Origin of the sequence: Blastopirellula marina DSM 3645 (genome assembly GCF_000153105.1) — a bacterium.
Lineage (GTDB): Bacteria > Planctomycetota > Planctomycetia > Pirellulales > Pirellulaceae > Blastopirellula > Blastopirellula marina.
The window spans coordinates 3,993,059-4,014,234 of sequence record NZ_CH672376.1 but is presented as its reverse complement, the minus strand read 5'-3'; the positions used below and the strand labels follow the sequence as shown (position 1 = coordinate 4,014,234).

The following is a 21,176-nucleotide window of genomic DNA, read 5'->3' as shown; positions in this document are numbered from 1 at the left end:
CTTCTGCAAGTCGGTCGAAGGCATCGAGCCGCGGTCGGACTTACTGCGGTGGTCTGGGCATCGTTTGAAATGGCGAAAGATCCTGAACTGCGTCCTGGGAACCAATGCTTTCTACGACTGCTCCGCCCCGACAGCGGAGCTATCGGGGTCAACCGGGAAAATTGCGCACTTGGAAAAGTCGAGAGAGGGGAGGCCTTTCAGCCAAGTGGTTATTTTGTTCCGGCCAGAACGCCGCAGTGCACCAAGGTGGGAACAATCGGCTTAGGCTTCAAACCGGCGAACTCCAGCATGCTGCGATATTCGGCGCCGCTGTAGGCTCGTCCTTCGGTGAAGGAGAAGAGCGAAGCCGAATAGAGCGCGATCGGCAGCGGACCATCTAACGCGTCGTTGAGAAAGACGTCGTGAATCAGCAGGCGCCCGCCGGGGGGAAGGATCTGTGCGCAGCGGTCGACCAACTGCTGGCATTGCGGCGTATCCCAGTCGTGCAGGATGTTGGAGAGCAAGATGGTGTCAGCGCCCTCTGGCAGCGGATCCGCGAACATATCTCCGCTGACAAATTCGCAACGATCGTTAACGCCGTATGCTTCGCCCATTTGCGCCGCGATCTTCAAAACTTGAGGACGATCAAAGACGATGGCCCGCAGGTGAGGATTCTTCTGCAAGAGTGCGTGCGAGTAGATGCCGGTGCCGCCGCCGACGTCGAGAAGAAGTTTCGCATCGCTCAGCGAAACCACATCGGCTAAAGCGGGAGCGACATTCTTGGCGCGACCGGCCAGAGCCAAGGTAAAGTGGCGCGCCGAGTCTTCGACTTCCATCGCCGACTTCATGCCGTCGCGGTAGATAAACGCGGCGCCGCCGGCGTCATCGTCGTCGCTTCCCAGCGGCCGATTGGTCTTTAGCAGATGAACCATCGACAGCACGCCGGGGCTTTGTGCGGCCAGCCCGACGTAGTCTCCGCAGTCGAAGGCCCCGCCAGGCACAAGATGCTCCGCCGCCAACTCGGTCAAGGAAAGCTGACCAGCGATTTCTTTCAATAGCCCCATCGCCTTTAATGCGGTCAGCAGTACTATCGCGGGGCGCAGTTCTAGCTGCAACTCGTTGCGGAGCGTCTCGATGTCGGCCGGCGCTTGATTCAACCGGCCAAACAGATTGAAGTGCGCGACCGCAGCGGTCAGCAATTCGGAGCCGTGCATCCCGCGAAAATGCTCGAAAAGGGGAGTCGGATCGGTCGTGGGACGCTCCGTCAGCGATCGGCTGGTTGACTTGGATTGCATGCTCTGGGGCCTCGGGGGAGCGAAGAAAGTTCTGGGGTGGTGGATTATTTCATGGCAGCGCCCGCTGTCGATGGCGCAGTGGTCTTACGGGGGCGGCGCAACTGTTGGATGGCGCCGCCTAAGGCCGCTTATGCCGAGGAAACACAAGCCGCATTGGCCGGCCGCCATCCAAGCAAAGATGGTTGTGGCTCCGATTGCCGCTAGGTTCACCCAGCGGATGACCTGTTGTTTTAAGTCTTTCAGCATGGACTCGACTTTGGCTAAGTGAGTCTCAACGGCTTGGATTCGAGAATCGATGATCCCTAGCGTCGCAACGACGCGCAAGACTAACTTGGCGATCTGATCCGATTTGTCGGCCGTCAGTTTCCCTTCGCCAACCTCCGCGGCACGCTGGCTGATGTTGTTTGCGATTTCGATCCCTTGGCGCAGTTGTTTTTGAATCTCTGCGACCTCTTCGACCAGATTGTGGACCGAATCGGTTTTTACGGAGACGCCCAGCGACTGACTTGCTGCTGCCGCTTGCTGCAGCAGTTGGACCGAAGATTCAGTCAGTTCGAGCCATTGTTCGGCGCGGTCTAGTTCGGTCAGAAGTAACTTCGCTTTCTTCTCGACCCCCAGCCGCGAGCCGACCAGTTCCGCCGCTTCTGCTTGTGCCCAGGTTTTGGCGTCGTCCTGGATCTCTTGAGAGGTGATCTTGAGAGCTTGAACGTGAACCTCGGCTTTCGCGACGCGCTCCCGAACGCCGGCAAGAACGCCATCGGCAGCGTTCAATACTTGGTCCGTCGCCTGCGTTACGCGCATTGTGACAGTCCATACCGCGATGATGGCGACGACGCAGCCGATGGTCCCAAGTACCCCAGCGGAAAGTAACAGCACAGCAAGAAGACGTCGGCACATGGTCTGATTGTCATCCGAGATCCAATCGGTCGCGAATCTGATCTCGGCGTCAGGCTTCGACCAGCCAGCAGGAAATGGCGTTTGCCTAGCTCCATCCTTCCAGGTGACCGGTGCTGTCGCCAAAGCTTTCCGCTTTGACGCCCATGTGTCGTAGCAGCGAGACGTACATGTTGCAAAGCGGCGTCTCTTTGGGAGCCGTGATGCGGCGGTTGGTCTTGAACGAGCCGCCCCCTTTTCCGGCCAACAGCAGCGGCAGGTCTTCTTCTTGATGCGTGTTGCCGTCTTTAATGCTCGAGCCGTACATCACCAAGCTGTTGTCCAAGAGCGAACGGCCCCCTTCATCAAGGCCGCGCATCTTATCGATCAGATAGGCGTATTGCGTTAGGTGCCACAGCACGATTTTTTCGTACTGTTCGCGTTCTTTCTGCTCGTTGCGATGATGCGAAAGGCCATGGAACGAACCGCGAACTCCATCGAGGAAGCCGAAATTGCGTCCGGTTTGGGCGTTGCCAAGCATGAACGTTGCAATGCGCGTGGTATCGGTCCAAAACGCCAGGACCATAATATCCAGCATCAAGCGGACATGCTCTTCGTGGCTTTCCGGAATACCGGGGCCAGGCCGCGGCAGGTCGAAGCGTCCTTGGTTGATCCAGCGTTTCTGCGGTTTGAGCGCGGTTTCGATACGTTTTTCTACGCTGCGTACTGATTCGAGATACTCATCCAGCTTCGCTCGATCTCCTTCGCCCACTTTGCTGCGCAGCGATTTGGCGTCTTCCAGCACCAGATCAAGGACGCTCGCGTCGTCGCGGGCCAACGAATCGGCGACCGCTTTTTGATGGGGATTGAATCCTGACACCACCGGCCCGGCCGTGGTCGTGCGGAACAAGCGATCGAAAGCCAAACGCGGGACGATCTCTTTCGGAACCGGCGTATGGGGGTCTCTCCAGGCAATATGCGAACCATAAATGCGTGTGAAGCCGCCCCCTACATTGTCGACGCCGGTGTAGGCCGCATCGACGCCGAGCTCAAGCGAAGGAAGCGGAGTTCGATCGCCCACTTTGCTGGCCAGGACCTGATCGATCGAGACGCCGCCGGTGTTGATGTCGCGGCCCGACGTTCGTTCGACGAAACCGCCAGAGAGCCAAGCAGGAACCTTGGGCCAGTGCCCGTTGCGACCGACGGTCTGCTTATGCCACAAGTTTTCGAGGATGGTGACTTCTTCTTTGACGTCCTTCAGCGGTTGCAGCATCGGCGTTAGTTCGAAGCTGCCGTCCTCGGTTTTCGCCGGGTTCCACTGATCGCCGCGTACGCCGTTGGGTACGAAGAGAAAAGCGGCTCGCTGCGGCGGATCGCTGAGCGATTCAGAACCCCAGCTGCGCTGACTCATTGATTCGAGCCACGGCAAAGCGAGCGCCGCGCCAGTTCCCTGAAGCAACATCCTGCGCGAAATAGGTCGTGGCATCGGCGATTTCCTGGTTGAAGGGGAGAAAGCGGAGGGAGGCTTAGTGGGAAGTCGGATCGGCGGAGTTCACCTGTTGCCGATACTGGAAAGGAGTGCTCAGGACGATCTGTTCGATCAACGTCTGCATGCGAAAATCGTTTTCTTCCAGCGAGGTCACCAGCGATTCGATGGTGCAACTATCGGGATCTTCCAAACTGCGTCCTAACGCATAGCCTAAGACCTTGCGACTTAAATGACGAGCGAATTCCTGCTTTCTTTCGAGCAGAATCGCTTTCAGTTCGGCCGGCCCAGAGAATTTTTCTCCCGAAGGCAGGACGCCGGTCGCATCCACCGCTTGGCCGTTCTCGGTTTTGTCGCGCCAGCGTCCCAGCAGGTCGAAATTGTCCAGGCCAAAGCCGATGGGGTCGAGCAGGTCATGGCAAGCGGCGCACGAAGCGTTGTCGCGATGCTTTTCCAACTGCTGGCGGAACGTCTTCGCGTTCTTCGCACTCACTTTATTGGGCAGAGCGGGTATGTCGGCCGGAGGGCTCGGCACCGGCGTACCGAACAACGTTTCCAAGACCCATGCGCCGCGCAGGACTGGGCTCGAACGTTGCGGGTACGAGGTCACCATGTGAACGCCGCCGAGCCCCAAGAGACCGCCGCGTTGACCGTTGGTCACTTCAACCTTGCGCAGTTGACGCCCTGCGACTTTCGGCAGGTCATAGTGCTTGGCCAGTCGATCGTTCAAGAAACAATAATCGGCGTCGAGAAAATCGAGGATCGAACGGTTCTCTCTGGCGACGTAGGTCGTTAGTTGAATGGCTTCGGCGCGAAAGTCGGCGGCGAGTTCGCTCGAGTAAATGCCTTTGAACTGGCCGTTGATCGGAGCAACGCTTCCTCCGACTTCCTTGGTGCCGAGCCACTGTCCGGTGAACGTTGCGAAAAAGACATCCGCTTTCTCGTCCTGCAGCATCCGCTGGACTTCCGCTTTCAGCACCGGCGTTTCGTGGAGCTTCTGTTGACGAGCTAAGTCGAACAACCGCTCATCCGGCATGCTCGACCAGAGGAAATAGGAGAGGCGCGTCGCCAAAGCAAAGTCGTCGATGCGTTCTAGTTCTGCGGATCTCGGCGTCGCTTCGATTCGAAACAGAAAGTGAGGGGAGACGAGAATCCCTTTGAGGGCCAGCTTTATGCATTCTTCGTAGGGATCGGCCCGGTCAGCGGCACGATCGTACAAAGCCAGAAACGGCGCTAGATCGCCATCGCTGACCGGATGACGAAAAGCTTGCGTCGCGAATCGACGGAGAAGCTTCTCGGCGGCGATTCGACCTTTCTCGTACTTACCCTCTTTCGCTTGAAAGATGTGATCATGGAATTTTTGAGCCGCTTTGGGTCGTTTGACGCCCAATTCCTGCACCTTTAACCGCAATAGCGCGATCTCCGGCTGATCCTGGGGATTATGGAGGGCGATCGCATGAAAACCACGACTTAGTCGCACAGTGGTGCCGAGCGATTGTTCCTTTTGCGAACTCAGCTGGAATCGGTCCGCAGGAAGTCCATCGAGTTTCAGGACTAGCTTCAAATCCTGTTTCGACATGTTGCGAACGTCTGCGGTTAATTCGTAGTCGCCGGCAACATAGATGACTACGCCGGCCGAAAGCTCAAGTCCTGGCGCTAGCGTGCGCGGCTGGTCGTTTGGCGATTCGACGAGCGGTATTAGCTGGTCCGCAGCAAATTCGGTTCGCAAGGAAGGCGTGATGATCGCGGCGTCCAGAATTTGTTGGGCCGCTTCAACGTAACGCTCCATCAGCATCGGCGGTAAAAAGAGGGTTTCGCCGTTGTTATTAAAGCCTTCGCCGCCGCCGCCATCGGTCGGAAACGTTTCGTCGTATCCAAGCTGCGGGCCGATGAGATCGCGAATCGTGTTTTCGTATTCCGAACGATTCAATCGACGCGTCGTCACGTTGCCGGCATACGGACCAAGTTCGCACGCGGTGGCTCGCAAATGGTCGTCAATCCAATTCGCCAGTTCCAGACGCTGCTGTTCGCTGGGTTGGTCCTCATCCGGCGGAGGCATCGTACGATTACGAAGCTGCGCCGCAGCGCTTCCCCAGATGCCGCGCAGATGTTGAAGATCGGCCGTCGTGTTCGCTTTGAGAAACTCCACGTGGTTACTCGGATCTTCCGGATCATGGCAAGCGGCGCAGTACTGCGTGAGAACCGGCCGGATCTTCTTCTCAAAGTGGTCGGCGGACTCAGGCTCTTGGGCGACGACAGGCGTGATCCAGCCGTATGCCAAGAGAGCGCATAGCAGAAAAAGAGGGTAACGGGATGACATGGAAGGAAACTAAGGAGGGAAGGATCGGCGGGATGTCATCCTTATGGTAATGGGGATAGAAACTGGTGAACAGCGCAAAATCCGTCCATTTCGACTGGGTGATATCCCAAAGCGGAATCCCCCGGGCAAGACCATGGCCGGCAATTGGCGAAAGAAACGGAAAAAATGCTTGCCAGCGCGGCGAACTTCGCTTCTTTCGTGCTTACTCTCGACCGTAGTATTGTTCTTCGCGCGGCAATGCGACGACTTTCCACGTCGCCGGGTAAAAGCGAATGATACCGCCGGGGCGAAAGCCTTCGAGCAGCATTCCACATTTCACTTGGATTTGCACGCCGCTGCTGCCTGGCTGCTTGGGGATCGACTTGATCTCCAGGATGTTTCCCCCTTTGCGATCATTCACGGGGTCATAGGTCATCAACGATTCTCGCGCCACGCAAATGCCCCCTTTGGGCGCTTGGGGGTCATCTTCTGGATACGAGAAGGGCCAACCGTGCGGTTTTTCGTGCGTGTCGTCTAGTTCTTCGAACAACACAGGGTCGACCCCGTCGAAGAATGTGATGGTGACGGTTCGCTTATAGTCATCCACAGCGTCGATCCACCCGGCCAGGCCCCGGTCGCGCGTATGCACGTGATGCTGATTCCGCTGCAGTTCGGATGCGAGATCGCGACTTGCTGGGTCGAGCCAGAGCTCTTGAACTCGCCCCGGACCGTAAAGTGTCGCCCAGGTCAAGTTGAACAACACTTCCTGGCCGACTTTGATCGACTTCAGGGTAGCGAAACCGGTTCCCTGAAAGACGCGCGTGCTGCTTAGCAGATCAAAAGCTCGTGTATCGCCGAGCGGTTTTCCTGCCTGATGAAGCGTCGCAGTGAGGGTCATCTCGTCAAGATTCACCTCGTCGATTCGCCACGTTTGGTTCTGCCGAGCATAGAACGAAAAGTCATCCTCCAAACGCAGGCAACGACGAAAGTTGACATCCTTCGTGGTCCGTCCATAAGGACCGTCCGGCTTGTCCGCTTTGGCCTGGGGATCTTCCAGAAAAAAGAGACCGTGCAAGTGCGTCCCAAGAGGAATATCCTGCAACGCAGCCGGAGCGCCAAGGTAATAGATCGAGCCATAGGGAAGCATATCGCCTTCTAACGGCAAGTCGAGTCTTCCCTTGTCCTGCGTGTCATCTCGATCGACCCGGATCCGAAACCTGCGCTCCACATGATCCAGCGAGATCAATTCTCCCGAGATGGCATGCCCCGCGCCATCTGGCGGGAACTCGCCATCCACCAACTGAAACCAGGGGAGATTGGAGTCCTGATTTGCATCGGTACGAAATTTCGGCTGTTCCTGGGCGGAAAGGCCGCTGGCCAACAGAACCAGCGGCAGGATCGACCAGAGACATCGCGGAAGAGTCGGCATAAAATGGCCTACGATTTCGTGCATCATTGGAAAGGGAACGCGTTAGGTCACGATCTCGGAAATCGGACCGACGCTGTCTTGGAACTGATCGACCTCGACATCCATCCGCTGCAACATGGTCAGCAGCAGATTGCTCAGACGAGCGTTTCCGTCGACCGGACGCGAACAGATCCGATAGTGGCCGTCGGTGTTGGTGACGTCATACTGGCCGATCTTTGGCAGATTGAAGTCAACGTGCTGCCCATGCTTCAGACCCAAGGCCTTGCCGCCGGCCAGGATCGTCGGCAGGTTGGCGTTACCATGACTATGCCCATAGGCCATGCCGCTTCCCCAAAGAACTTGCGTCGTATCTAGCAGCGGCTGATCATCGTCGTGATGCGCCTTCAGTTGATCGAGGAAGTAGCTGTACTGTTCGACCAGGAACGTATCGGTCGCCGTCAGACGTCGCAGTTGTTCGGGATCGCCGTTGTGGTGGGAAAGCCCGTGTCGCGTTTGCGAAATGCCGATGTCAGGAATCGCACCGCCGTTCGACTCGCTGCAAATCATACAGGTGATTACGCGGGTCGAATCGGTTCGCAGAGCGAGAACCATCAGGTCGAAGAACAGACGGTAGTATTCGGTGACTTGGCTCATGTCCAGCTTTCGCGTCAGACGAGCTTCCTCTTGCGGTTGGATCGTTGGCTTGGGAACGTCCAACCAAGATTCGGCCCGCGTCGTTCGAACCTCGACTTGGCGGACGGCGGTCAAGTACTCGTCAAGTTTAGAGCGGTCCTCGGTTCCCAGTTTGCGCTGGACGCGACTTGCGTCCTCGGCGACTGCATCCAGAATGCTGCCGCGTCGATTCAGCCGTCGACGAACTTCGCCGATGCTCTGTTTCTCGACGCCAAACAATCGGTTGAAGATCACGCGCGTATTTCGTTCGGCCGGGATCGGAATGCCATCACGAGACCAAGCCAGCGAGTGCCCTTCGATCGCGAGTTCTACCGAAGAGAAACGCGTGGACGGCCCTTGGACTTCGGCCATCAGTTGGTCGGCCGACACCGTGTTGCGAAAGGCGCCGCCATCCGACGGCACGTTCGCTCCGGTCAGCCAAACTTTATCGCAGTTATGATGCTTGCCGAGCACCATCGGATGATGCAGACCGCTGATCGGCGTCACGACGTCTCGATGTCGTTCGAGCGACTTCATGGGAGTGCTGAACTGATAGTCAGCGCCGGCCTGTTCGATTTGCCAGGTCAGCGTGTTTACGCCGTTGGGAATGTAGAGAAAGACGCTCCGCTTCGGTTGGTTCGGCGCGGGCCGCGGCGCTGCGTGCAGCGTGGGAAGTTCCATCGCGTTGAGCAACGGCAAAGCGAGAGAGACGCCGGCGCCGCGCAGCATTTGGCGGCGATTGACCTGCCAGCGGTTCATGTTCAAATTGCTCATCGGATCTCACCTTTGGGGTTCGGAGCGAAGTGGAGGCGGGCTTAACGCTTTTGGAACAAGTCGGATAGGACGAACGCTTCCAGGATCTCTCGCAAGCGATAGTCGCTCGCGCGGCTGGCCGCGGCGATCGTCTCCAGGTCTTCACGGTCTTCGAAGGTCATGGCTCGGCGCATTCCGTAGGTCGCTAGTTTTTCGATGAACGCCGCGTTGAACTTATCGATATCTTGCAGCATCAATTGTTTAAACTCGGCTGGCGTTTGAAAGCTGCGTCCATCGGCCAATTGTCCAGACGGATCGACCGCAGGGTCTTCGCCGGAGCCGCGCACGTTTTCCTTGGTTCGCCATTGGCCGATCGCGTCGAAATTTTCAAAGGCCAGGCCCAGCGGATCGATCTTACGATGGCACGAAGCGCATGACGCATCGTGCACATGGGCCTCCAGCTTCTGACGCAGAGTGGACTTGGGAGAATCGACCGGATTGGTCGGAATCGGATCCACATTGGCAGGCGGCGGCGGAGGCGATTTACCAAAGAACGTTTCCAGAATGTACTTGCCGCGATGCACGGGGCGATGTCGCGTGCCGTCGGAGGTCAACGACAGGATGGCGGCTTGGCTTAATAGTCCGCCGCGATGTGCGTCGGGCTGTAACGAGACCCGCTCGAAATTATGTCCTACCGAATCGGGCAGGTCATAAAACTGGGCCAGACGCGAGTTGACCATCGTCCAGTCGGAATCAATGAACTCTTGCAGCGTCAGACCCTTGTGCAGGACTTCGCGGAAAAACTGCGTCGTCTCTTGAGCCATGCTTTGCTCTAACGACAGATCGTAGTCGGGATAGAGCTGCTTGTCGGGCGGAAACATGCCGACTTTGTCGAGTTGCAGCCACTGCTGAGGGAACGACTCGCAGAATCGGTCCGCTTGGGGATCGGCGAGCATGCGTTTCACCTGACGGCGAAGCTCCGCTTTATCTCGCAGTTTCCCTGCTTCGGCCAGACGAAACAACTCATCGTCCGGCATCGTGCTCCAGAACAAGTAAGACAGTCGAGACGCGATTTCCCAGTCGTTCAGCGTATGGCGCACCTGGGCTTCGTCCCCTTCGGCAATGTAAAGAAAGCTTTTCGAGCACAAAATCGTCAACATGCCGGCTTTGACCGCATCCGAAAACTGCTCGCCGGCGTCGAGTTCGGCCTGGACGATCTGCATGTATGTATCGATCTCGACCTCCGCGACCGGACGTCGAAAGGCCCGCTGGGCCAAGTTGCGCAGACCTTCACGAACGAGTTGCAGGTCCCCTTCTTTGGCAGGCCAATACTCTTCGCGGCGACGCTGCTCTTGCTCGGTAATGAAGGGGCCGCGCCAGGATATGGAATCGAGAATGAGGAATGGATGGAGCGGTTTGCCTTCGCTGTCGGTCAGCTTCATCTGCCAAGGTAGACGACCATCTTTGGTGCTGACAAACGGGCGGCCGCCGTGTCGACCTGAACGGAAGTTCGTGGATAAGCCGGGGATTTCGTTGATGATATGAACGTTGGGCCGGCCTGCGGGCAAGTGAGCACGGAAGGTGACCGTGATCGGCTCCTCTTCCGGGGCGATGATATCATGCTCGAAAAGAACGCGATCGAGACTGTTTTCATAGACGTACAGTCTCGGGGCGCGCCCTCCTGCCGGCTTCAGTCCGCTGAGCGTGATGCTCATTTCGTAGATGCCTGGAGCGGGAAGCGATTGGAAGTTGGAGTCACGATAGAGATCTCCGGCCCACATCTCGTAGCGAACTTTGTCGAGCAATCCCAGCTTGCTTAATCGTTCTTGGTGTTCTTTGCGGATGCGACTATCCGGCACCGCGCGACGGGTCGCATCAATAAATTCCGCTTCTTTCGCGGGATAGGCTTCGGCCAAAATCGTTTCGGCGGCGACCAGATATTTTTCGACGTTAGAGGGCGCGAGCGTCAGAATCGAGCCGATTCGCTGGATGCCGCGCCACTGGGGGTCTTCTTGAAAGCCGCCGGGATCGGTCGCATCAAAGTGAACGCCGATGAGATCGCGGACCGTGTTCACATATTCGTCCCGCGTGAGGCGGTTGTAGGTGACGCGCCCTCGCTGGGCCATGCGGGCCGCTTCGCCTTCTTCGATTCGTGCCGCGAGCCATTCGACGATTTGAGCGCTTTCCTGAGCCGACGGCAGATTTTCCGCATCTTCCGGCGGCATTTCTCCCGACGTGATTCGTTGCATGATCTCGGCCCATTGGGGAGTACTTTCGTACCCCACGTTGGTCGAAAGCGTATCGATGCGGAACTCGCCTTCTTGCGTTTCCGATCCATGACAGCCGATGCAATTGGCTTGGAGGTAGGGCGCAAGATCCTTCTTGAAGCTCGGTTCTGCGGCGGCCAACGGCGCAATCATCACCGGCAGAGAAAGTGCGGTCAGGAAAGAAATCACCGTTTTGCGTGTCATCTCATCCTCTGTTGCGATGCGGAAGCTGAAGGCCGCGCAAGCGTAGCGCGGATGCTTGATGTACGGCAAGTCGCGAGGTTAGGGCGGAAAGCGTTTGAAGGGAAAGGGGTGACGCCGCTAGGGATCGAAAACAAGTTTGCCCCACGTCGCGGCGTCGAAAGTGCGGAAAGGAGTTTGACTTTGATGAGTAATCTCGAGCAGCCGTCCCATGCAGGTCCGGCCATCCTGATCGCTCCAGTGAATCGCCAAAGTCGATGCCCAGACGTCGCCGGGCTGCGGCGGACTGGCATGGAGCAGTTCGTAGTCGATGGCATATTCCAAGGTATAGCCCAGGCCGTCGGCATCGCGCCGGAAAGCGCCTTGCCAACCCTCGGAGGCCAAAACTTGCTCGTCGCACCGGATGCCGTATTGCAGGATCAGCTGCGACACTTCTTGCGGTTTGGAGTACCACATGCCGATATGAACGATCTGACGGCTTGCATCTTTCGCCGGGTCGCGTTGGCGGCCTCTCAAGGGAGTACCCGGTTTGGACGCATTGAGCGGCCAGCCCAGTTGGTTGTCGGCGCCAACACGCAGTACGACGCTTCCCCCGGTCCAAAAGAAGGCAGGCTCCTTCTCGGGATCGGTCATGCTGGCCATCGGCGCCGGATCCGCAATATGCATCGCGATATAAATACGTTGGTCGTCGTAACGAATCATCCCTTGCGCGTGGTAGGTCGCTGCGTAGGGTTCGATACACGCGGCGGTGAACGCTTCGGATAGGTCCCACTCTTCCAGATTGCCGTCAATGACCGGCGGTTGGGCTGTACGGCGGACATGGATCATTTCGATTTCGCTGCGATTGTATGCGAGCTCGGTCTTGGTCTTTCGAGGCGTCTTGGGAAAGGTGCGCAGAAATCGTTCCGGAGCGAACGGCAGCGCTCGGCTCGTTTTGTCGAACGAATACGCTTCGCCGGCACTCAGGCGATTGTCTTGCGAGACGTTTCCCTGGAAGGCATGCGAGTAGACGTCCACGGCTCCTTCGTAGACTTGGACGTCGGTCGCACCGCTCAGGCCAACCGAGACCCCAAACTCGGTTCCCAGGTCGACCAGGCGAACCCGTTCGGTTTCCATCACGAACCCGACGCCGCTCGCTGGGACTCGAGTCACGACTCGACCCGTATGCAAGATTACTTTTTGGTGATCGACCAGTTCGAGACGCGTCGGCGATTCCAGGATCATGCGAACGCCAGAGGGCCACGCTAATTCCACAACGCCTTGCGAGAGCTCGAAGACGCCATTTTCAAGCTTCAGGCCGGGCCGAATCGTTTCGAGATCGTCTCCCCAGCGTCCGACCGCTCGAACCACGGTCGCCAATCCGATTGCGTGCATGGGAGGCGTCGCCGGGTGAATCCGAAACGTCCACCAAGCGAAGCCCATGAGTAGCGAAACCGCGATGGCCGCCGAGAACCAGACCGCTCGGGGAACCCCGGTTCTGCGCGTCGTCGGTTTCGGCACGTTAGGCTCGGCGAGAATCGGTTCGCCGCTGCGCGCCTCCCAACAAAGGCGTGCATGCAAATCAAGATAGCCGATAAATCGCCGTTGGTTCTCGGGGTTATTCCGTAACAACTCCTCGAGACGACGCACTTGCGCAGCGTCCAATCGCTCGTCGCAATATCCGCGTGCGAGGCTCACTAGTTCATCGGAAGTGTGCGGATTCAATTTGCTCATGATCGACTTGCTAATACCAAATTCCGTTGAACGCAATCGTGCAACAGGTCGCGAATGCGTTGCAACGCTTTGTAGAGCGCATCGGGGGATTGTCCCCGCTGTTTCGCGACAACCTTCATGGAGGCCTCGCTTCCATAACAAAGGTGAATGAGATCACGCTGTCTTGACGGCAGTTTTTCCAGGCAGTCGTTCAGCGCTTCTTGCTGTTCGACTAGATGTTCTTGTTCGCGTAAGCGGCGTTCGGTCAATTCGGCGATTACATCGTCTGTCAATTCGCAGTGCCTGCTTCTTCTGGGTCGGATGAAATTTCGAGACTCATTGCGTGCGATACCAAACGCCCACGGCAAAAACTCGCGATCGGGATCGTAGCGATCCCAAATCGTCCATAACGTGAGGTTGGTTTGCTGGAACACCTCGTCCGCATCGGCGCGATTGGGGATCAGGCTCACGATATAGCGATAGACGGCCGCCTCGTTGCGGACGAACAGTTCCGCAAAACGTTGATGCTTTTGCTGATCCACATCCACCGTATTTCTATCTGTGCACAATCGATCGCGTCTTTCTACTAAGCATTTGTCAGTAAGTCCGAGAACCTGACATTGTTTCTTGACCGGTCCTTTCTGGGACCGGCTGTTGCCGGCAACGATGGACGGGAATTCCATTAAACGCTTTGCCTGCGAATGAAGCTCCTGCGTTTTTTTAAAATTTGAACTTTTTTATCGAATTCGAGGTCAGGTTCCGCTTTTATTCGACAAAAGCTATGGAGAGGCCATGCGCGGCATCTTGTTAACGATGCCTCTTACTTCTCTGGAAAGGCCCATTTTGAATTCCAGCACCAAAGCTTGGCGTTCTGCACGATTCCGCATTCGAAGCAAACCTTCCGGCCAAGCTGAGTTTCTGACTGGTTGTTTCTGTCGACGCACCTTTGGTTGTCTCGATCCTTCCTCATTTCCTTATTCCTTATTTTCGTACTGTCTTTTCGTCGTCATTTCATGGGAGCTCTTGTCACTATGCACCAGCCATCTTCTCATCCCAAACGCCCAGGCTTCACCCTGGTCGAGCTACTGGTCGTAATCGCAATTATCGGCGTCTTGATCGCCCTGTTGTTGCCTGCCGTTCAGCAAGCGCGCGAAGCAGCGCGACGAATTCAGTGTTCTAACAATCTGAAGCAGATGGGACTGGCGCTGCACAATTATCACGATACGCATCTCGTGTTTCCGCCGATGTTTATCTACACGTCTCCTTATGAAGATACGCGATCGATCGGCGGCGGGACCGGTCAGTTGACGATGGAAACAACTCGTAAGACGGCATGGGGTTGGTGTGCGTTTTTGTTGCCCTTTCACGAACAAGGCGCGTTATATGATCTCGGCGGAATCGGCGCCGGCACCTATCCGGCTGAATCCGCCGCCGCTTGTGCGACGGCTGTCTCTGGTTTTTCCTGTCCGAGCAGTTCGGCCGACGCACAGGTGAGTGGGATCAATCATGGTCGCAATTTTTTCGCGGAAAAAATTGATGACGACGACTTTCTTGCAACCGCCAGCTATGTCGCTTCGCACGACAATACGGCCGGGCGACAAAAGGGAAACGAGGGCAAAGAGATCGGCGGATTTGGACTCAATAGCAAAACCCGGTTCGCGAAGATTGGGGACGGATCCAGCAACACGATCGCCGTTGGCGAGCGTTCTTATGCGAAGTCGGCGACCTACTCAGCGAACCGAACCGTGCCGACCTGGATCGGAACTTGCAGCGCCGATACGAACAATCAGGACTTTATGTTCGACATCGGCGGCTCCAGTTACTATCCGATCAACTATAGCGGCAGCGGAGACAACGAACGCGGCAAGACGTTTGGCAGCCAGCATCCCGGGGGCGCCCAGTTCGTCTTCTTTGACGGGTCGGTTAATTTTATTCCCGAAACGATCGACTTGGACACCAACTCATCGGTGAATAGCGTGTTTGAGTATCTGATTGGAATCGAAGATGGCCATTCAATTCCGGCGTTTTAACGCTCTCCGGCAATAAATCTACTCGTTGCGTGCTTGGTTCAACGGCGCCCAACGAGTCTTTCTCGTTACCGAATGTTTCGCATGTAATATTTTGAAAGATACTGGAGTATCTCGTGAAAGCCCCAATCGCGTTTGTTGTTCTGGCTGCTCTCGCCGTACTTGGGTGTGGCCCCGGCGCGAATAGTGACTTGGGGGAAGTTAAAGGACTCGTCAAGCTCGACGGTAGTCCGCTTCCTAATGCCCAAGTTCAATTCCAGCCCACGCAAGGTCGACCGTCGTATGGATTAACCGACGCCAACGGCGAATTCGAATTGCAATATACCGGCACTGCCGCCGGAGCTTTGATCGGCAACCATCGCGTCATGGTTTCGACCGCGATCTCCCAAGAGAATGGACAAATGGCGCCAGAATTGGTTCCTGCCAAGTACAATTCGAAATCGGATCTCCAAAAAGAAGTGCAGCCAGGCGTCAATGAATATGAATTTGATTTGGTGAGCCGATAACCTTGATTGCGTGATCGCTTGCGATCGCGTGCGTCAACCTTGTTGCGTTTAACGAGCGAAAATCTTGTGCGCATGGCCGAATGCGCACAAGATTTTCGCCGCTTCTCCCGCCCCGATCCTCCCCCTGAGTCCCCATGAATCGCACAAAGTTTTCCTTGCTGCTTTTCGTAGTCTGCTGCACTCCATCTCTCTATGCGGAAGACCTGCGTGTCGTCGGCGTACTTGGTAACTCTGGGGAAGCGGGACCCGAGTTGGCTCAGTTCGCCGACCATGCGATTTATGGCCTGGGCGTGGTCCAGGACGAGCAAGGGGGGCTATGGGAACGCGCCGGCGACGGTCGTCTTGCACATTACTCGCTCGATGGTCGACTGCTTGGCCAATTCGATCTTCCTCGCACGAACTCGCGCGAGGACGTCCTCGCACTCTCGGGCGATCGGTTGGTCCTCCTGCTAAGAGGTTCCGTCTATACCTTGTCGGTGGATGCGAAGTCTGGAGACGTACCGCAACGCGTCGCAACGTCGGTCAACGCGATGTCATGTAACGCGAAAGATGGCCGTGTGGTGATCGCCAGCGACGGTGCGTTACAGTGGTTCGATCTGAACAGCGGCCAACGTGAACCGATCGTCAGGTTTGCGGAAACGATCGATTCGATCAATATCGGCCCAGACGGCACGGTCTACGCCAAGCGGCGAGGCGCAGACATGCATGCTTGGAAATCGGGGCGACCGGTGGAAGGTTTTCCGAAGCCGATCGGTGGTGATCGACCGCAGCGACTGGGCGACTATTGGTACGCCTACGCTTCGCACGGCACGATCAAACGCTACAACAGTCAATTGGAGCCGGCGCCTGGCGTTGTGCTCGGTGGAGCGTCTGGTTCGTTCATCGGATTTCTGCCGGAAAGCGCCGACCTGACGTTGGGACGCGGGATGGCCGTTCTTCAAGATGGTCGGTTCGCAGTGACCGGTATGGAAGGAATCATCCAGATCGCAGAGTGGGACGATGAGCAAAATAAGTTTCGGCTCGTGCGACGAATTGGATCGGCTGTCGATATGCAGGGGCTAGGACTCGATCAGGAGGGGAATATCTGGACCCCTTTGGGAGCATGGCGTTGGAACGATACGCCAGACGCGCCACGCACGATCGGTGCCCCTGCTGCACAGGATCATGCCCAGCCGATCGCACTAGATGGAGAAACGATCTGCGTCTTGCAACAGCGACACTCCAATACGTTCCTCGCCACGGGGCCCTTCATCGACGAGCATGGCTGGTCGAAGTACGAAACCGATCGCCTGAACGGGCTCAAGGAGGTCGAGCAACTTCGCGGAGCTGCCGTGATTCCGGCGGAAAAGGGGCAGTTGCGGATGATCGTCGTAAAACCCGATGGCGCCGGTTACCAGATCCCTCTTCAGTCGCAAGGACGTCTCGCAGGGGCTCCACAGCCGATTCAGTTGGGCAAGCTGAGCAATTGCACGAGCTTGGCGTACGCGCAAGGAAAACTATTCGCCGCCAGCGAAGGGCAGGTCATCGCGTTTGCGCAAAATGGAGACCAGCCCTGGCAAGAGATCGAGCGTTGGAATCAACCAGCCGGAAATTCCACCCAGCCGTTTGGCGATACGATTTCGATTCATAGCGATGGAACCCAACTTGCTGTTTCAGACACGCAGCGCCACCGCGTGCTGCTGCTCGATCCCTCCAGTCATCGCGTGATCGGCCAGTTTGGTCAGCTTGACCAGGCGGGCGGATCGCTAGAGACGCTCCATGCTCCGACCCATATCGCCGTACAAGGCAATCGGGTCGTCGTTTACGACTCGGCGAATCAACGCATCGTACGTCTAGAACAGGTCAGCAAATTTCCGACGCAATCGGCGGCAGCGCGAGTCACGCTCTCGCCGCCGTCGCAGACTTCGTTCGCAGAGAGTGACTTTGTGGATGTCAGCAACCTAGGCGGACCGAGGGCGGCGATCGCGCTGCGGCGAGAGCAGGGGATGCTGTCCATTTCGGTGCGAACCGAGATGTCATCGCCGCCGGCGATTGAGCTGGGCGTTGCGGGGACGAAATCGATGGTGCTGGATTCTTCCAGCGCGCTGATCGACGAGAATGGCTTCCATTTCCAGGTACCAATATCCGCGCTGGTCGATTCGGAAGAAGGTTGGCATGAGATTCGTTGGGGAGCCGCCCTCACATGGAATGGAGCCGGCGAACAGCGTGAGCGGCTGGGGCATGTCGATCATCGAGCGACGTTCCGTCCGCTCTCGACGAATCCCAGCGACTGGGCCGCACTCTCTTTTGCGGAATACCAGCGGCGCGTTTCCGAACAACGAAATGAGATTTGGGTCGAGTTTGAGCAGCCGATGGATGGGAAAGCGACGATTGTCGTCGAGGATGACCAGGGGAATCGGATCCGCAACTTGATCGCCGGAAAGGCGACGTCGGCAGGAAAGCATCGCGTGGCCTGGGATGGACTCGATGAACGGGGCCGGCTCGTACCTCCCGGCAAATACCACTGGCGCGGCGTCAGTCACCCCGGGCTGAAGCCGGACTATCTGATGAACTTCGCCAACGGCGACGAGCCGACCTTCCAGCCCTGGGGGCCCAATCACTCGACCATTCATGATGTGACCAGCAACGGAAAGTACGTCTTCTTCGCCGCGCCCGTCACCGAGGGAGGCTGGGCGTTGATCGCTTTGGACGCAGAGGGAAATTGGGTTCAAGGGTACGAGCATCAACATGGTTTGGGGATCAATCACGATGCGATCGCCGCCGATGACCGTTACTTGTACTGCGCCCAGGACGGCTTCACCTGGGGAGGAACGCGGGGGATCGATTTTAAGAGCGATCAATGGCAGTCGACTTGGAATCTTTCCCTGGTGCGATACGACATCAAGAGCGGCAAGATGGTCGATTTTCCCGGGAAGAAGCGGCATTTGATCATCGACGAAATGCAGGTCGGTCCCGGCTCGAAAAATGCAGCATTGGAAGGCTATAACCTGGGCGGATTGGCGGTGCATGACGGCCAAATCTACGTCGGTTCGCGGCAGCACAATGCAGTCTTGGTGCTGGACGCCGAGTCGGGCAAATTGATGAAGAAGATCCCCGTACAAGGTCCTCGCATGATCGCTGCGGCCGACGACGTTTTTGTGGCTGCAGACCGCGGCGTGATTCGTCTGCGCGATCAAAAGTTGATTGTACCTGCCGCCAATCTTGACTTGGCGGGGATTGCAATCGCGTCCAACGGCGACATCCTGGTGAGTGATCGCCATTCGCACCAGATCCATCGCTTCGACTCGGCAGGAAAGTTTGTCACGAAGATCGGCTCACCCGGCGGGCCTTACGCCGGCAAATACGATCCTTCCCGCATCGTTGACCCCGAAGGAATTGACTTCGGCCCCGACGGCAAGCTGTGGGTTACGGAAGACCGCTGGAGCCCCAAACGAATTCATGCTTGGGATCTGAAGAAGAACCAAGTCGTCTACGAAAAATTTGGCGTACCTCATTACGGCGGAACCGGCGCCGGCTTCGATCCCCAAAGTCACCGCCAGTGGGTTGGTCTCGGCTGCCGTTGGGAGCTCGATTTTGATAAGAAGTCGGCGCGACCAACGCATATCTTGGCGATTGATGACGCTCATTTCGAGCATTACCATCCGCTGAACTACCGGATCGTGCGCGAGCAAGGTCGGACTTTCCTGATCAGTTTTGGGAAGATCACGATCATCTCTGAAGTCCACTCCGACGGATCGATCCAGGACTGCGCCGCTTTGTCGGACACGCATCACTTCAGCTATGGATGTAACTGGGAGCCGCCGCAAGCGTATATCGACGCGTACTACGAGCGTTGGCCGGAGGATCGTAAAAACGAGAGAGTTGGTCAAAAGGGAGATGGCAAGCCTTATGCACAAAAGGGGCCCGGCGTCCTCTGGATCGATCGCAACAACGACGGCGAGACTCAGCAGGAAGAATTTGAATTCACCGATAAATCGGTCAACTTCGGCGGTTCCTCGTGGGGGCATCGTCAGCTCGGTCTAAGCATGAAGGCGCCGCTGGTGATCGATGGCCAGACGAAAATCGCCACGCTAGCGCCCAGCGGATTCACCAACGACGGCGTTCCTAATTACCCCACGCTTGCCGAAGCGGTCGCTAACGCTGCCGATATTGCATTGACTCCGGGGCATAATCGCAACAATGCGGCGTCGTATGACGATCGCTTTGGCCGGTTTGTGATCAACTCGGATCCGGAGATGAATGCTTACGACGCCAGCGGCAAGCATTTGTGGAGCTTCGCCAATCAATGGAGCGGCGTCCACGGATCCCACAAAGCTCCGCTTCCCGAGCCCGGCGTGATGCAAGGCACATTGTTCTTTTTAGGCATGGCCTCGTTTGACGATCAAGCCGATGTCTTCATGCTGAACGGAAATCATGGGCGTTGTTTTTTGATGACCAGCGACGGACTTTATCTGGACGAAATGTTTAGCGACGTTCGCATCAGCTATGTGAACAACGCCTATCGTCTAGGGGGCGAAATCTTTGGAGGCTATTTCGGCCGGTCCGAGGAAAACGGCCAGTACTATGTGCAGATCGGCCACGGCAGCTACCGTCTCTTTGGCATTTCGGGCATCAACCAAGCCGTCCGGATTTCGGGCGAACTGACCGTCTCCAAGCAACAGGCCGACGCCGCAGAACAAAAGAACTTGCGTTTGCTGGTCGAAACCAAGCAGGACAAACATGCCGTGATCGCGATGGCGCAGACGCCGCCCACGATCGATGGCGATTTGAAAGACTGGAAAGAATCTCCCGTCGTCCGCTGGGACCAGCAAGGCAAGTTCCCGGTCGAGATGTTTGGCAGTTGGGATGAGCAAAACCTCTATCTCGCTTATCGTGTCGAAGATGGATCTCCCTTTGTGAATGAAGGACGACGCTGGAACACGCTCTTCGCCACCGGCGATTCGGTCGACTTCCAGTTCGCGGCCGACCCGCAGGCGAACCCGCGGAGAAATTCTCCGGTCCCCGGAGACAAACGCTTGATGATCGCGCCGTTTGAAAGCAAGCCGACAGCCGTCTTGTACGAACATCGCAAGCCCGATGGGCAGAACCCGATCGAGTTCACCTCACCATGGCGCGGCGAACAGGTCGACAACGTGGAGCAACTTGCCGACGCGGAAATCGCCGTAAAAAAATCTCGTGGCGGATACTCGGTAGAAGTCAAAGTGCCGCTAGCCGCGCTGGGCTGGAAGATCACGCCTGGCACGACCTACCGCGGCGACTTTGGCGTCACCTTTGGCGATCCCACAGGGCATGAAACGCAACTGCGATCCTACTGGGCCAATCCGTCCACGATGCTCGTTGACGACATTCCCGGCGAGATAATGCTGCATCCGATCATGTGGGGCGAAATCGAGTTCGTCAAATAACCATCAGCGATATAAGCGTGGATGAGCATCTCTCCGGGTTGGAAGTTCTGGGCGAGCGTACGTCGCAACACTTTGCGACGAACGCAACCAGGTAACTCTTCCCAACCGTCATGCACGGATTCGGCAATCGCCCTTACCTTCGCAAGGCATCGGCGAAGTGCAGCGTGTCTCCCCCGGGCTCGCTTCGACTGATGAATCCGGTGGGCATGATCTTGCCCTAGAAGGTGATGATCTCCGCCGATGGGAAGTTTCCACCCATGAAAAAGAAAAACCCCAGAAGTCCACAGTTGTGTGGGCTTCTGGGGTCCTATAA

General features: G+C 57.0%; 12 protein-coding genes. 3 read left to right on the top strand and 9 right to left on the bottom strand.

From position 1 onward, the window contains the following. Positions 1 to 209: 209 nt before the first annotated feature. The 9 genes from DSM3645_RS17980 to DSM3645_RS17940 form a co-directional block, all read right to left on the bottom strand. Positions 210 to 1,274: a methyltransferase gene (locus DSM3645_RS17980; RefSeq protein WP_002653699.1), complete on the bottom strand. Its 1,065-nt coding sequence runs from the start codon at positions 1,272 to 1,274 to the stop codon at positions 210 to 212. 84 nt (positions 1,275 to 1,358) lie between these two features. Continuing rightward, positions 1,359 to 2,075, bottom strand: coding sequence for a hypothetical protein (locus DSM3645_RS17975; RefSeq protein WP_002653698.1), 717 nt, complete (start codon positions 2,073 to 2,075; stop codon positions 1,359 to 1,361). A 181-nt stretch (positions 2,076 to 2,256) separates the two neighbouring features. Continuing rightward, the gene (locus DSM3645_RS17970) at positions 2,257 to 3,633 is read right to left on the bottom strand and encodes a DUF1552 domain-containing protein (protein WP_040351947.1); all 1,377 of its coding nucleotides are present in this window, start codon (positions 3,631 to 3,633) and stop codon (positions 2,257 to 2,259) included. A gap of 40 nt (positions 3,634 to 3,673) precedes the next feature. Beyond that, positions 3,674 to 5,953: a DUF1592 domain-containing protein gene (locus DSM3645_RS17965; protein ID WP_081444883.1), complete on the bottom strand. Its 2,280-nt coding sequence runs from the start codon at positions 5,951 to 5,953 to the stop codon at positions 3,674 to 3,676. Between the two features lie 202 nt (positions 5,954 to 6,155). Then, entirely contained in the window at positions 6,156 to 7,361 is a 1,206-nt protein-coding gene (locus DSM3645_RS17960) for a hypothetical protein (protein WP_131282686.1), read from the bottom strand. Positions 7,362 to 7,403: 42 nt separating this feature from the next. Next, positions 7,404 to 8,786: a DUF1552 domain-containing protein gene (locus DSM3645_RS17955; RefSeq protein WP_002653694.1), complete on the bottom strand. Its 1,383-nt coding sequence runs from the start codon at positions 8,784 to 8,786 to the stop codon at positions 7,404 to 7,406. A 41-nt stretch (positions 8,787 to 8,827) separates the two neighbouring features. Further along, on the bottom strand, positions 8,828 to 11,236 hold the full coding sequence (locus DSM3645_RS17950; RefSeq protein WP_040352765.1) for a DUF1592 domain-containing protein: 2,409 nt from the start codon (positions 11,234 to 11,236) through the stop codon (positions 8,828 to 8,830). Positions 11,237 to 11,353: 117 nt separating this feature from the next. Further along, a complete protein-coding gene (locus tag DSM3645_RS17945) occupies positions 11,354 to 12,946 on the bottom strand; it encodes a FecR domain-containing protein (protein WP_002653692.1) in 1,593 nt (530 codons plus the stop codon). Beyond that, positions 12,943 to 13,473 (bottom strand): sigma-70 family RNA polymerase sigma factor, encoded by a 531-nt coding sequence (locus DSM3645_RS17940; RefSeq protein WP_237564849.1) that lies wholly within the window; start codon positions 13,471 to 13,473, stop codon positions 12,943 to 12,945. The genes DSM3645_RS17945 and DSM3645_RS17940 overlap by 4 nt, the downstream gene beginning before the upstream one ends. A gap of 483 nt (positions 13,474 to 13,956) precedes the next feature. On the opposite strand from DSM3645_RS17940, the gene DSM3645_RS17935 reads away from it, so the two are divergent. From DSM3645_RS17935 to DSM3645_RS17925, 3 genes are all read left to right on the top strand, one after another. Further along, complete coding sequence (locus DSM3645_RS17935; protein ID WP_002653690.1) at positions 13,957 to 14,955, top strand: DUF1559 domain-containing protein; 999 nt, start codon at positions 13,957 to 13,959, stop codon at positions 14,953 to 14,955. A gap of 113 nt (positions 14,956 to 15,068) precedes the next feature. Beyond that, positions 15,069 to 15,458: an Ig-like domain-containing protein gene (locus DSM3645_RS17930; protein WP_002653689.1), complete on the top strand. Its 390-nt coding sequence runs from the start codon at positions 15,069 to 15,071 to the stop codon at positions 15,456 to 15,458. Positions 15,459 to 15,592: 134 nt separating this feature from the next. Beyond that, the gene (locus DSM3645_RS17925) at positions 15,593 to 20,863 is read left to right on the top strand and encodes a FlgD immunoglobulin-like domain containing protein (protein ID WP_002653688.1); all 5,271 of its coding nucleotides are present in this window, start codon (positions 15,593 to 15,595) and stop codon (positions 20,861 to 20,863) included. The last annotated feature ends 313 nt before the right edge of the window (positions 20,864 to 21,176 follow it).